At 51.0% G+C, this 12085-nt stretch carries 16 protein-coding genes and 1 tRNA gene; 5 read left to right on the top strand and 12 right to left on the bottom strand.

The features are described from left to right. Window positions 1-12: 12 nt before the first annotated feature. Together Q7J08_RS08000 and hisD are read left to right on the top strand one after the other, a co-directional pair. Window positions 13-465, top strand: coding sequence for a C-GCAxxG-C-C family protein (locus Q7J08_RS08000; RefSeq protein ID WP_304911161.1), 453 nt, complete (start codon window positions 13-15; stop codon window positions 463-465). Window positions 466-515: 50 nt separating this feature from the next. Beyond that, entirely contained in the window at window positions 516-1763 is a 1248-nt protein-coding gene (gene hisD / locus Q7J08_RS07995; RefSeq protein ID WP_304911253.1) for a histidinol dehydrogenase, read from the top strand. A 230-nt stretch (window positions 1764-1993) separates the two neighbouring features. Here the strand turns inward: hisD and Q7J08_RS07990 are convergent, their stop codons facing one another. The 9 genes from Q7J08_RS07990 to ilvE all read right to left on the bottom strand — a co-directional run bounded on the left by Q7J08_RS07990 (window position 1994) and on the right by ilvE (window position 7990). After that, entirely contained in the window at window positions 1994-3250 is a 1257-nt protein-coding gene (locus tag Q7J08_RS07990; RefSeq protein ID WP_304911160.1) for an SPFH domain-containing protein, read from the bottom strand. Continuing rightward, the gene (locus Q7J08_RS07985) at window positions 3250-3789 is read right to left on the bottom strand and encodes a hypothetical protein (protein WP_304911159.1); all 540 of its coding nucleotides are present in this window, start codon (window positions 3787-3789) and stop codon (window positions 3250-3252) included. Before Q7J08_RS07985 ends, Q7J08_RS07990 begins: the two co-directional genes overlap by 1 nt. A 7-nt stretch (window positions 3790-3796) precedes the next feature. Then, window positions 3797-4141, bottom strand: coding sequence for a hypothetical protein (locus Q7J08_RS07980; protein ID WP_304911158.1), 345 nt, complete (start codon window positions 4139-4141; stop codon window positions 3797-3799). After that, entirely contained in the window at window positions 4138-4731 is a 594-nt protein-coding gene (locus tag Q7J08_RS07975; RefSeq protein WP_304911157.1) for a hypothetical protein, read from the bottom strand. Before Q7J08_RS07975 ends, Q7J08_RS07980 begins: the two co-directional genes overlap by 4 nt. A 9-nt stretch (window positions 4732-4740) precedes the next feature. Further along, window positions 4741-5772 (bottom strand): hypothetical protein, encoded by a 1032-nt coding sequence (locus tag Q7J08_RS07970; RefSeq protein ID WP_304911156.1) that lies wholly within the window; start codon window positions 5770-5772, stop codon window positions 4741-4743. Then, on the bottom strand, window positions 5769-6482 hold the full coding sequence (locus tag Q7J08_RS07965) for a hypothetical protein (protein ID WP_304911155.1): 714 nt from the start codon (window positions 6480-6482) through the stop codon (window positions 5769-5771). The genes Q7J08_RS07970 and Q7J08_RS07965 overlap by 4 nt, the downstream gene beginning before the upstream one ends. A gap of 108 nt (window positions 6483-6590) precedes the next feature. Further along, window positions 6591-6911: a M48 family metallopeptidase gene (locus Q7J08_RS07960; RefSeq protein WP_304911154.1), complete on the bottom strand. Its 321-nt coding sequence runs from the start codon at window positions 6909-6911 to the stop codon at window positions 6591-6593. Between the two features lie 74 nt (window positions 6912-6985). Continuing rightward, window positions 6986-7058 (bottom strand) — tRNA-Glu (locus tag Q7J08_RS07955). Window positions 7059-7126: 68 nt separating this feature from the next. Continuing rightward, complete coding sequence (ilvE, locus tag Q7J08_RS07950) at window positions 7127-7990, bottom strand: branched-chain-amino-acid transaminase (protein WP_304911153.1); 864 nt, start codon at window positions 7988-7990, stop codon at window positions 7127-7129. 177 nt (window positions 7991-8167) lie between these two features. Here ilvE and Q7J08_RS07945 point away from each other — a divergent pair, with 177 nt between their 5' ends. Genes Q7J08_RS07945 through Q7J08_RS07935 form a run of 3 tightly spaced genes read left to right on the top strand, consistent with a single transcriptional unit; the run spans window position 8168 to window position 9330 of the window. Next, entirely contained in the window at window positions 8168-8611 is a 444-nt protein-coding gene (locus Q7J08_RS07945; RefSeq protein WP_304911152.1) for a peptidylprolyl isomerase, read from the top strand. A gap of 38 nt (window positions 8612-8649) precedes the next feature. Next, window positions 8650-8928, top strand: a complete 279-nt coding sequence (locus Q7J08_RS07940; protein WP_304911151.1) for a MoaD/ThiS family protein — start codon at window positions 8650-8652, stop codon at window positions 8926-8928. 3 nt (window positions 8929-8931) lie between these two features. Further along, on the top strand, window positions 8932-9330 hold the full coding sequence (locus tag Q7J08_RS07935) for a molybdenum cofactor biosynthesis protein MoaE (RefSeq protein WP_304911150.1): 399 nt from the start codon (window positions 8932-8934) through the stop codon (window positions 9328-9330). Between the two features lie 45 nt (window positions 9331-9375). Here the strand turns inward: Q7J08_RS07935 and Q7J08_RS07930 are convergent, their stop codons facing one another. From Q7J08_RS07930 to Q7J08_RS07920, 3 genes are read right to left on the bottom strand one after another with little or no spacing between them, the layout of a single operon-like run. Further along, window positions 9376-10509 (bottom strand): sugar-specific transcriptional regulator TrmB, encoded by a 1134-nt coding sequence (locus Q7J08_RS07930; protein ID WP_304911149.1) that lies wholly within the window; start codon window positions 10507-10509, stop codon window positions 9376-9378. After that, a complete protein-coding gene (locus Q7J08_RS07925) occupies window positions 10499-11485 on the bottom strand; it encodes a homoserine dehydrogenase (protein ID WP_304911148.1) in 987 nt (328 codons plus the stop codon). The genes Q7J08_RS07930 and Q7J08_RS07925 overlap by 11 nt, the downstream gene beginning before the upstream one ends. After that, window positions 11482-11997, bottom strand: coding sequence for an ACT domain-containing protein (locus Q7J08_RS07920; protein WP_304911147.1), 516 nt, complete (start codon window positions 11995-11997; stop codon window positions 11482-11484). The genes Q7J08_RS07925 and Q7J08_RS07920 overlap by 4 nt, the downstream gene beginning before the upstream one ends. Window positions 11998-12085: the final 88 nt, after the last annotated feature.

Genomic DNA, 12085 nt, shown 5'->3' with positions numbered 1-12085 from the left:
ATGGATTTACTTATGGATCATGCAGAAAAAGCAGTAGTCACGTTTTCCCAAGGGTTAAACTGTGCGCAGTCGGTGTTTTCCTCATTCTCGAACGACCTCGGTGTCGATGAAAATACCGCAAAGAAAATCGCCGGAGGTTTCGGCTCAGGCATGCGGTACGGCGAAGTTTGCGGCGCCGTCACGGGTGCGCTGATGGTCATCGGTCTGAAATATGGCCCCTCCACTGGCGAAGATCTTGAAGCGAAGGCGGATACAAATGAAAAAACCGTGGAATTTCTCGATGCGTTCAAAGCGGAAAACGGCTCGATTCTCTGCCGGGATCTCCTTGGATACGATATATTGAAGGAGAATGAACTCGCGATCATCAAGGAGAAATGCCTGTTTAAAACGATCTGTCCAAAACTGGTGGAGTCGGCCGCTCTGATCCTCGAGAAAAAGCTGGACGAATGGGAAGCAGACCGGTGATAGTAATCCCCATACTCTAAATCTATCCACATCCCATACTGTTTATCATGATATGGCAGCCGCTTAATGTTGAGTCGTGGGTTTCGATGCGTCGCGGCTCACTCGCCGACGTAAAGGAATCAGTCGAGGCAATTATTGAGGATGTTCGTAAAAATGGCGATGCTGCTCTTTTTGCGCTGACGGAAAAATTCGATAAGCAGAAACTCTCCTCACTCAGGATCTCCCGTGAAGCGATCGACGAGGCGTATGATGAGGTCGATCCTGCTCTCGTCCAGGCACTGATCGAGGCCGAGGCACGCATCACCCGGTTCCATGAACTGCAGATGGATAAATCTCTCTGGCTCGAGGAGACGGAACCGGGCATCACGCTCGGCGTGAAGACAACGCCTCTTGACCGTGTCGGCGCATATATTCCCGGCGGACGGGCGGCCTATCCATCAACGGTCCTTATGACCACTGTCGCGGCCCGCGTCGCCGGCGTTCCTGAGATCGTTCTCTGTACGCCGCCGCCGGTAAACCCGCTGACCCTTGTCGCTCTCGACATTGCCGGCGTTACGGAGGCCTACTCCATCGGCGGGGCCCAGGCCATTGCGGCTCTGGCTCTTGGAACGGAAACGATCCGTCCGGTCCAGAAGATCGTCGGGCCGGGAAATGTGTTTGTCACGCAGGCAAAGATGCTGCTGCGCGAACATGCTGAGATCGATTTCCCTGCTGGTCCAAGCGAGATCGGTGTTCTCGCGGATGAATCGGCAAACCCTGCATTCATCGCAGCCGACATCCTTGCTCAGGCAGAGCACGACCCGAACGCGGCCTGTGTTCTCGTGACCACCTCCGAAAGGATTGCTCAGGAGGTCGGGATCGAGATCGAAAAGCAGATCGAGTTCGCTCCGCGTCGGGAGATCATGGAAAAGGCTCTGGCCCACTCGGGTTATGTGATCGCCGGGGATCAGGACCTTGCGATCGATCTGATGAATGAGATCGCTCCTGAGCATCTTTCGATCCAGACCGCTGATCCGCTTGCGACGCTTGAAAAGATCCGTCACGCAGGTTCGATTTTCATCGGTCCATACACGCCGGTTGCCTGCGGGGATTATGCATCCGGAACGAACCATGTTCTTCCAACGGCCGGATATGCAAAGAGTTATTCGGCACTGGATGTTCACCACTTCATGAAACGTTCACAGGTCCAGATGGTCACGAAAGAAGGGCTTGAAACGATCGGTGATATCGTGGAGATCCTGGCCGAGGCCGAAGGACTTGCAGCCCATGCCGCATCGGTAACGATCCGGCGTACCTGATTTTTTTCTTTTTTTTCATCAAATTTCAAACGGTATTTCCGGTTTCCCAAGATTTTTTACCAGGATATCTGATAAGGAACAGGTTCAGGTCGCAAGGACACTCTACAAAAAAAATTACTGGACGCTATTTTGAGAAGGAAAAATGAAATTCATCATTCATAAACTGATAGCTGTTTTTCTCGACACATAAGTCTGATTAAAAAATAAAAAAAAGAGATTCCAAAAAAATATCAGAGTTTCTGTCCGCATTCGGGACAGAACTTTGTTCCGGCAGGGACCACGGAATCGCACCGCGGACATCTCCGAACGGTCTCGACCTTTGTACCGCATTCCGGACAGAATTTTGCTCCTGGTGAAAGGGCAGTTCCGCATTTTGCACAAGTTAAGCTTCCGGCAGGCGTCATCTTCTGTCCGCAATCCGGGCAGAACTTCTTGCCGGCTGAAAACTCGGCTCCGCAGTTATTGCATTTATCCATCGGTTCTGCCTGTTTCGGTGCCGCTGTCTGGGGTGCAGGTGCCTGAGGTACAGCTGCTGTCTGGGGGGTAGCTGCCTGTTGGCCGCCAAAGGGAGCTGGCTGACCGCCGCCGCCTGCCATGCTCTGGGTCATCATCCCACCCATGCTCATTCCGGCACCCATTCCGGCACCCATCATGGCAAATCCGGATCCCTCGCCGCCTTGAGCAGCACCCTGTCCGATACCTTCGATGGCTTTACCGGACTGATACTGGATATAGTTCACGCCAAGGGCGGACATAGCTCCGCGCTTGTTGATCGCTTCCTGAACCTCTTCGGGCATGTTGATGTTCAGGCCGGCGAACCTCATGATCTTCAGACCATAAATTTCCGTCTCGGTCGTCAGTTTGCCAAGGCAGAGCTGTTCGATCTCCTGCAGATATGCAGGCATATCCAAAACACCCATCTGCTTCTTGCTCTTCAGCTCGCCGAGGGTATCATTCAGGACCATGATGACCTGGGACTTCAGCCACTCAACGATTTCCTCGGATTTTGTCAGACCTTTTGTTCCGACAAACTGGGTGATCAGGAGAAGCGGATCGACGATTTTGTATGAGAACTGACCGAAGATCCTCAGTTGAACGACACCAAAGTCCACATCACGGAATGCGAGCGGCTGTGGTGTTCCGAACTTATCCCGGAACTCACGTTTCTGTGCCCAGTAGAACTCTCCAATCTGGACGTTTCCGGCCACAGTTCCAAGAATGCTCTTCAGGACAGGGATGTTCTCGGTCGTCAGGGCATACCGGTCCGGACGGTCAAAAACAACGAGGGCTTTTCCGTCACGGAAGAAGATACCATACTCATCCTCACGGACGAGCACGTTATCGTTCCACATAATGTTCCGGGGGAGACGCCACATGACGTTCTCGCCTTTTTGATCCTCAACCCAGTAGAATCCTTTTCTCGAGTCTGCACCTTCAATATCTGAACCTGAGCCGATCGTCTTATTTGTTTTTGAGAATAATCCCATTAGAATGCACCTATCCCTGCGATCTCCACACTGCGTTTGTCAAACATCACGGTGAACTCGCTGAATCCAGACCTGATCTCCCGAATTTTTTCCTTGACGCTGTCAAAGCTGCCGGCATCAGCAGAGCTGAATGCGGCTTTTGCCAGATCACCGAGTCCGCGGATACCATCGATCAGTGCGAGATCATACTCATACAGCGTGTTCAGCTCAGCTTTTTTGATACGGTTTGCCGGGGAAACTCCGGTGTATCCCTGCTCTGCATGGCGAATTTTTGCTTCTGCAGTCTTTGCCTGTGAGATCACGGCGGCAAGATCATTCATCAGATCAAGCTCGAGTGCCCGACTGGCTGACTCACGGGTTTGTTCCAGGGGCAGGAGGACGTTGTTTTTCAGTTCGTCCGCAAGCTGCTGGCGGAGCAAGGCGTCTGCAAGTCGGATATCCTCTTTCTGCCTGTATCCTCGGAATCCCGGGATGCATAACTGGATTTTTTTGATCAGACCGCGGTCATCCTCAACTTTGTTTCGTAAATCTACTGTCATGGTTTACCTATTTTTTCAGTACAAGGAATAATATGGCACCTAATGCCGCAATCACTAATGCCGCTCCAATCAGGACCGGTGCAGTGAGAATCGGTAACATTGTGGTCAGCAGTCCCTGAACGAGGAGAAGTACTCCTGCGAGAACAAGGAACAGCGGGAAAACCGGTGTGGCCCTAACGCCCATGAACATAACTAAACAGAAGGAGATCACTCCAACTCCTGTCAGAAAGATGCCGGTCCCTTCCCAGAAGCCGATCGCGGCTACAAGAAATGTTACCAGAATTGAAACACCGAGCATCAAAATGACCGATGCCCATATCAGGTGCATGCGTTTATCTTCAATATCACTCATGAGGAAATACCTAATACATATTTGTCATTGGTTTTGTATGCTGGAAGATAAAGCACTTTTGTGCTGTTTATCTTGAAGTCATACTCAAGCTTCTGGAGCGTGCCGGGGATCTCCGTTTCATATCTCAGGAACAGAAATTCCGCATTTTCTCCTGCTATGCCTTTTTCCATCTTCATTACTGCACGTTTTCCGCCCTTGAAGCCGGAAATAAGGTTCAGCCCTGGCTGGTCAAGTGTAAGGTCCATGTTCCATTTCCGGCCGAACTCCTCAGGAATTGCTGCGGCACAGACATAGAAGTCGCGGGTTCCCCGCATCTGTTTTTTATCCGTAACAAACCGGGAGATCTTGCCGCCGGAAATAGTTTCTTTGCGTACATTCAGGTCGGCATTTACTATCCAGAAGGGAACGTAGACCAGTTCACCTGGAGATTCCTTTGTGGGTCCGGCGATAGAGTAAGCAACATCACCCACCTTACCGTCTGCATACAGACTGATCCTCCCGCAGTGACTGCAGGTCAGCATCATGTCACGTTCCTTGGATTTGAGCGGAGCGCCGCAGCCAGGACATTTAAGTTCTTTTAACAACATCATTGATCACCTTTATTTAAAGTAGTCATATGTTTCATTGTGGATGGACTGTACTTTCTCCTGGGTCCTGCCTGATTTCAGACCTTTCCCATTCAATGCTCCCTCCAGGATCTCGTCGCCATACCTGAATCTCTTATAGAAATATCCAATAAGTGCGATGGCCGCAACGACTCCAACCACAAGGACGCCGACACCAACATCAGCTCCTTGGGTCGCGATGACGAGACCAAGGCCAAGACCCACCGCTCCGCCGGATACTGCTCCGCCGATACCAGCAGAAGTACTCTGGCTTCCGGCATTTCCTGGAGCTCTTCCAGAGACTACGTGTGCCGAGATACCGTCAACGGTCGCGAAATAGGTGCGTCCCTCGTAGGTATATCTGACGATCCAGAACGGATAATAGATCAGCGTGAATGCTTTGGGGAAGAAGAACGACTTCGAGAAGTAGACCTTAGTCATACGACCGCTGCCGTCTTTCACTGCCATCTGACTGATAGCTTTTCCTCCTACCTCGTATGCCGCATCCCTTGATGAGGTCACACCGAATGTGACGATCTCCTGATCATCATAGGATATTGCCTCTGCACGGTCTGGAATCACAATGCTCTGGATACCAAGATCTCCTGCCTCACAGGCGATCTCCGAGTAGATGTACTCACGGTTGATGAGTGCCTCACGCGGGATCTCAACCTTTTGATTATCTTTTCCGGTCCTCTGCTCTTCGATACCGCAGACACAGGCTTTTCCTCTTGCGATCAGACGCCAAAACGGAAGATACAGGGGATATGCCTCGGTTACTTGCGCAGTATTCGGGAGATCTTTTGCTTTAGGTCCAGTCCCGAACCATGCCTTCACTTTTGCGAGGGCCTTGTCCTTATCAACGGTCATTTTGTACATGACCTTATTCGAACCCTCGTCGGTTGTCAAGGCGAACACGGATTCACAGAACTTACAGAGAACCAGGTCCTCTCCTTCTTCACACTGCACCTGACCGCCGCATGATGGGCAGGTCATCGAAACAAGGATCTTCTGAGCTTCACTCATTTTACTTTCACCCCCGCATCAGCGGGTTTTTCCCGCCCGACAACTTTGGATGCAAGAAGTTTCCCTGCAAAAAATCCGGCAATGATCAGAACGAAAAATATCGGATTCACCATGATACCGAGAACTCCTCCAAGGAGTCCCAGAACAAACGCAAGTCCCATTACGGCAACATAGGCTCCGGAACTGCGGGTCGGGGATGAGGTCGTGTAGACTGCTCCAGATGATCCGTCAATGACTGCCTGATAGGATGAGCCTTTGTAATCATAGGAGATCTCATAAATCGGGAAGTACACGAGTGCCTGATCAATGGAAGTCCCAGTGAGTTCGGGAAGATAGGAATCGAGCGTGATATCCGGCTGGATCACTTCGGCCCCTCCGGTGGATGTTTTCGCATCATAAACTACAGTGTTTCCTGGGGGAATCGTGAGGTCCTGCATTCCGGGAAGAAGTGTTCCTTTCGCAGGTTTTGCAAAAACAGTTTCTTTCCCGTTCACAGTCCGGCGGAATCGGAAAACCGGAAAGAATTCTTTCGTGAGTTTCGTGATCTTTGCTGTTGACTCGAGATCTTTAGCTTGGGCGGGACCGGCAGTCCAGCGTTTAAAAATCCCTTTTGCTGCACTCTCCTCTATGGAGAAGGGAAGCAGATAAAAGAATAACGCAGAACTTCGATCAATATAAGTGACCGTACCACAGAATGGACAGGTCGCCATCTGTGTACCCGGTTTGACTTGAAGTACCGCGCCACACTTTGGACACTTAAAATCGGGCATATATTTTTCTTGATTTCCAAGCGGATAAGGATATCTCTCTGCAGTTATCTACAGTTCAGAGAGACGAATGAGACATGCCGTTCTTTTCTCTGAGGCTCCAAGTTTGTCAAAACATTCGGCTAATTTTTCAAGAGAGAATTTGTCGTCCGGGAGGAGAATCAGTGCCATCTCAAATGCGCTCACGGCATCCCCGTATTTTTCGAGACCGAACAGGGCAGATCCTCTTCCTTTCCATGCATCTGCATCGCTTGGCAGAAGTTCTGTTAACCGGAGGTACGCTTCCGCTGCTTTCTCATAGCGCTCATCCGCAAGAAGGTTGTCTGCGGTCGTCTTCCAGAAGACAGGGTTGTTGGTTGGGTGAAATGACATGATAAAATTGCAGGAAAATACTCATGACCAAGAGTCATGTTTTGACTGGGCAGCACATCAGTGCCGCCGGTGAATGCTGATATCGGGATTCGAACCCGAGTCGCCGGCGTGAAAGGCCGGCATGATTGGCCTCTACACTATATCAGCCCAAACTGCCTATAATAGTCAACGCTGTATTATAAAAAGATTGTCGTTTGATCCCTGATGATTTGGGATCAGTATGCGTCGCCGGAGTTCTGTGTCTCCGCCTGGAATGCTGCAAGAAGGTTTTTGTAGACTGGACCCGGCATTCCGTTTCCAATAACTCTGCCGTCTATTTTCGTGATCGCACAGATTTCTGCGGCCGTTCCAGTGACCATGACCTCATCTGCGGTGTAGAGATCGAAGAGTCCGAGTTCACAGACCTCATAGGTGATCCCCATCTTCGCGCAGAGATCAAGAAGAACAGAGCGAGTGATGCCTTTGAGATTGTTGATGGTCGGAGGGGTGTAGAGGAAACCGTTTTTCACAAGGTAAATGTTGTCGCCTGAACCTTCAGCAAGTTTGCCGGTCCGATCAAGGAAGATGGCTTCATCGCCACCCTTGTAGTTTGCCTCGATCTTTCCAAGAATATTGTTCAGGTAGTTGAGGGACTTGATGTTCGGCGGGAGGGTGTCCGGCGGGTTTCTTCTCACACAAACCGTCACCGCGGTAAGACCGGTTTCATACAGATCACCGTACATCGCCCCCCAGGCGGAAGCAGCACAGATGATCGAGGGGTTTGCGCAGTGACGCGGGTCGAGCCCCATCGAACCAATGCCCCGCGTGATGATCGGCCGGATGTAGGCATCCTTCAGATCGTTTTTGCGCAGAGTTTCCTTGATGATCTCGCCCATCTCGGCACGTGTAATCCCGGGATTGAGGTCTATCGCTTTCGCTGAGTCAAAGAGACGGTCCACGTGTTCCTGAAGGCGGAACACACGTCCATTGTATGCTCTGATTCCTTCAAACACACCGTCTCCGTAAAGGAACCCGTGGTCAAAGATCGACACAGCAGCCTGATCTTCAGGCACATATTTCCCGTTTATGTAAACTAACATGATAAAATATATTTGATGTGGTATGATATAGGATTTTGGTCTCGGCAGAACGAACTGCCATATCCGGGCATTTTATCCCATCAATTATTGTGCTAAATCGGTGTGTTCGTTGGATGATTTTTGTATGGTGATGTGGTCCCGCCAAATACTTATACCGTTAAATCCCACCTTCTCGGTATGTCAGTACAAAACGGCGATACAATACGCGTACACTACATCGGAGAATTGACCGACGGGACCCGTTTCGACTCATCAGAGGATCGTGATCCTCTTGAGTTTACCGTGGGTTCGGGAATGGTCGTTCCCGGATTCGATGCCGCAGTTATCGGGATGGAGATCGGCGAGAGGAAGTCGGTCACGATCCTCCCAACAGAAGCATACGGCGAAAAGACCGACGAAATGACTGTGGACATTCCGCGAAAAGAATTCGGGGAAGATTTTACTGCAAATCCCGGCGAGCAGCTTATGATCCAGCTTGGGGACGGAAATCAGATTCCTGTCACCATCACAAAGATCGATGAAGAGACGGTGACTCTTGATGCAAATCACCCTCTCGCAGGCAAAACCCTTGTGTTTACTATCACTCTGGCTGAGATCCTCGAAGCAAAATCCGACGCGTAATTATTCATATCTGCAGTGCCAACATCTTATCAACGAACATGCCGCAGATAACCATACGCTCATTTGCTAAGTTCCGGGAGTTCTTCGGTGAGAAGAACACCCTGAGCGTCCCGAACGGGACCTCCGTCCTCGGCGCCCTTCTGGCTTTTGCAAAGACACGAAGTGAAGGAATGGACCAACTCTTCGCCGATGCCGAACTCAGGTCCCATATCATCCTTATGTACAACAGGGAGCGGATCGACTCCGACGATGCAGCAACGATTCTGGTGGCTGAAGATGACGAGATCGTCATTTATCCGCCGGTTTCAGGAGGGTAAGATATGGTTCTCGCATTACAAAAGGAAGATATCGATATCGGCGCTCTGATCAGTGCCTCACGTACGAACAATGACGGCGCCCAGATCGTTTTCGTTGGGTGTGTGAGGGACGACGGGAACATGGACGCCCTCGAGATCGAAGCGTTTGTTCCGGTCGCGGAAAAAGACCTCGCATATATTGCGGAGGAGGCAACGAATAAATTCGGGCTGAATTCTGTGGATATTATTCACCGGTACGGACGCCTTGCTCTGGGTGAAACGATCGTCGTCATTTTGGTGGGAGCTGGCCACCGTCCTGAGGCCTATGAGGGCTCACGTTTTATCATCGAGCGTCTGAAGGAAAAAGTACCTATCTGGAAACAAGAACTCTCCGGAAACGCCCGGGGAGAATGGGTGCACTAACTCCCGATAACTTTTTTTTGAAAAAAACTGCGGTTATTGTAGGAATTATTGTCCCATGACAATAGGGTTTGCCAGATCCAAAAGGACTTCCTGGGGCTGGGATTTCAGGCTCACTGCTCCGACCGCTCCGATGATGCCTTTTTTGCCGTAGACACGAACACCGGTACGTTTTGCGATTTCCAGGACTTCCTCCATTGACACCCGTTCCTGCCTGATTTTTTTCCCAAGCATAAGGAGATCCGAGGGTACAGTGATGCTGGTGAGGATCGCGACCCCCCAATTATCGGAAACGCTCTCCTCTTCGACAAACCTGCAGACCTTTGCGGCAAGTGAGTCGAAAACACTCGGATCCACGGCAAGTTCAATAAAACTGCAGGAGTTTCCGGCGGTTTTTTCTTCGATATCCTGACATAGTACCGCGACCTGATGTCTGATCCCGATCACGCTTCCCGGGTCTGTCAGATATTTCATGAGTGCCTGAGAAAGAGCAAAGGTCGCACCTCCGCATCCTTTCCGGTCGGTATCATCCACGCCGATCGTGACTGCCTTTAGCGCAAGGGTTCTGACTTCGCCGGTTACTACCCCGTTGGCAGCCATGATCTGTACGCCCTTTACCCCTTTTGCATGGCTCATCATTGCTGATAATGAGTATGCCGGCCCTCCGGGGATCGAACTGATCGTCTGGATGATGTCGTCCCCGTCTGTTTTCACAGAAGCAAGGCCGACTGCGGCAATATCAAGTCTGAGGTTCCCTGCTTCGCCGATCCTTGCCCGTTCACGAAAGATCATTCCGTCACGGGTAACAGAGAGCGCCGCGCCGCAGGCCTTCCGGTGATGGAACTCACAAAACCCTGCACATCCGCTCGAGAGACATTCATGGAAGATCTCCACATCACTGCCGTCGAGGGTCGTAAATATCCGTTTACACGTGGTTTGCGGGAGTGCACTTCTGGATGCGTAGTGTGCCGGGTTTCTGCCGTGAGGCTCTTCCTTGATGAAGATACAGCCTTCTTTGATCAGCCGGTTGATCCAGTCCTGTGCCGTTGAACGCGGAACGTTCGCGGAAGCCGCCAGATCGGCGGTGGTGAAGTGACCTGATTCAAAGGTCATCTGTCTCGTGGCTGAGAGAAATGCTCCGCGGCGTTCGAGGACACCGCCGGTTTTTTCCTTACCGGTCATATTTATCTGTGATGAACAGGAGATCCGCCAGGATCGCACTCGCCGTTTCGACCGACCCTGCGCCGCGTCCGATGAACGTGATCGCGCCGGCATACTCGGTTTCGACGGTCACCGCATTCAGAGTTCCGGAAACCACAAGCGGATTGGTCTTCGAGATGAGGCGGGGCGATACTTCAAGCAGATTCTTTTCTGGATATAGGCTCGCGATAAGACGTATCGAGTGTCCGGTTTCTTCTGCCATCCAAAGTGCGTCAACGGTCAGGTCGGAGATGCCGGTACGTTTCACATCGGCAAGTTTGACATCCATCCCAAGCATGGTGTTTGCAAGGATGACGAGTTTGATCGCGGCATCGGTTCCGTTGATGTCATATGTTGGATCAGCCTCGGCATATCCGAGATCGCGTGCTTCGGCGAGTGCCTGGATATAGGTCAGACCTTCCTCCTCCATTCTGGTCAGGATATAATTACAGGTCCCGTTCAAAACACCGTACAGTGCTTTGATCTTGTTGCCGGCAAGTCCGTATTTTATCCCGCGAAGAATTGGAACGGCGCCTGCCACGGTACCTTCGAAAAGGAACCCGACGTTATTTTGTTCCGCAAGTCTGAGCAGTTCTGCTGAGGCAAGTGAGACCGGACCTTTATTCGAGGTGACGACATGTTTCCCCCGCATGATCGCGGATTTTATGATGGAAAGTGCCGGTTCGCCGGTTTCGGCGTTGGTTGGGGTAGCTTCGACCAGGATATCATATTCAGCTTCGGCCGCGATACGTGCTGCCGGCCAGGCAGGATCTCCGCAGCGTCCGGTCTTCTTTTTCTTTGCAAGAACTTCATCTATATTGAGGCCTGCGGAATCGAAGACACCGCTTTTTGAATCAGCGGCGGCAACTATACGGAATCTGCCATCTCCTAAAAGGACCTCAGCCACGCCGCGTCCGACCGAGCCAAGACCGATCAGGGCGATGTTCCATGTTTTCATAAGCCGCCTCCTATCTGATTGATGATCAGAAGATGTTTTTCCACGGCAATCTCTTTGAGCGTTGTCACTGCCTGATTCATCTCAACTTCGCTCATCGCTTTTATCGTGAGTTTTGCGGTCGACGGCTCTTCCATGCCGGGCATGACCAAGTCGAGTTCGGTCACTTCAGCAATGTGCTGCTTATCGATCCGGTTGATCGTATCCGTAAGATCGGTGTGAAGGATATGGCCAATGAGAATGAACGTTTTTGTACAGGTGAGATGTTCTGTACCGATTCTTACGATGGCCACACCGTTCGCACGGAGAGCGTCCATCAGTTCAACGAGCCGTGTCTCAGGAAGAGAGATGACTATGTCTACAATTAAGGCCCCGTTAACGGACTTCGTGTCTCGCTGGTGGGAGATGGTTATGATATTTGCCCCGCTTTTTGATATTGGTTCTATTGCAGCAAGTAACTGCCCGGGTTTGTCTTTGAGCTCAAGTCGTAGTGAGGTTCTGACATTTTTCTGCAAGCGTATCCCTCTGGTTGTTAATAATTCTTCTTTTTAAAATGGATAAGGATTCCCATAGGACTCCATACCCTTCCATATGCTGGGACGG

Source organism: Methanocorpusculum sp. (assembly GCF_030655665.1).
Classification (GTDB): domain Archaea; phylum Halobacteriota; class Methanomicrobia; order Methanomicrobiales; family Methanocorpusculaceae; genus Methanocorpusculum.
Note: the sequence above shows the minus strand (reverse complement) of the source record. Positions and strands in the feature narration are given on the sequence as shown.

What these genes read in the sequence shown, in the direction of transcription:
- Q7J08_RS08000 (WP_304911161.1), top strand. Translation starts at nt 13, where the DNA reads ATGGATCATGCAGAAAAAGCAGTAGTCACGTTTTCCCAAGGGTTAAAC.
- Q7J08_RS07990 (WP_304911160.1), bottom strand. Translation starts at nt 3,250, where the DNA reads ATGGGATTATTCTCAAAAACAAATAAGACGATCGGCTCAGGTTCAGAT.
- Q7J08_RS07985 (WP_304911159.1), bottom strand. Translation starts at nt 3,789, where the DNA reads ATGACAGTAGATTTACGAAACAAAGTTGAGGATGACCGCGGTCTGATC.
- Q7J08_RS07980 (WP_304911158.1), bottom strand. Translation starts at nt 4,141, where the DNA reads ATGAGTGATATTGAAGATAAACGCATGCACCTGATATGGGCATCGGTC.
- Q7J08_RS07975 (WP_304911157.1), bottom strand. Translation starts at nt 4,731, where the DNA reads ATGATGTTGTTAAAAGAACTTAAATGTCCTGGCTGCGGCGCTCCGCTC.
- Q7J08_RS07970 (WP_304911156.1), bottom strand. Translation starts at nt 5,772, where the DNA reads ATGAGTGAAGCTCAGAAGATCCTTGTTTCGATGACCTGCCCATCATGC.
- Q7J08_RS07965 (WP_304911155.1), bottom strand. Translation starts at nt 6,482, where the DNA reads ATGGCGACCTGTCCATTCTGTGGTACGGTCACTTATATTGATCGAAGT.
- Q7J08_RS07960 (WP_304911154.1), bottom strand. Translation starts at nt 6,911, where the DNA reads ATGTCATTTCACCCAACCAACAACCCTGTCTTCTGGAAGACGACCGCA.
- ilvE (WP_304911153.1), bottom strand. Translation starts at nt 7,990, where the DNA reads ATGTTAGTTTACATAAACGGGAAATATGTGCCTGAAGATCAGGCTGCT.
- Q7J08_RS07945 (WP_304911152.1), top strand. Translation starts at nt 8,168, where the DNA reads ATGTCAGTACAAAACGGCGATACAATACGCGTACACTACATCGGAGAA.
- Q7J08_RS07940 (WP_304911151.1), top strand. Translation starts at nt 8,650, where the DNA reads ATGCCGCAGATAACCATACGCTCATTTGCTAAGTTCCGGGAGTTCTTC.
- Q7J08_RS07935 (WP_304911150.1), top strand. Translation starts at nt 8,932, where the DNA reads ATGGTTCTCGCATTACAAAAGGAAGATATCGATATCGGCGCTCTGATC.
- Q7J08_RS07930 (WP_304911149.1), bottom strand. Translation starts at nt 10,509, where the DNA reads ATGACCGGTAAGGAAAAAACCGGCGGTGTCCTCGAACGCCGCGGAGCA.
- Q7J08_RS07925 (WP_304911148.1), bottom strand. Translation starts at nt 11,485, where the DNA reads ATGAAAACATGGAACATCGCCCTGATCGGTCTTGGCTCGGTCGGACGC.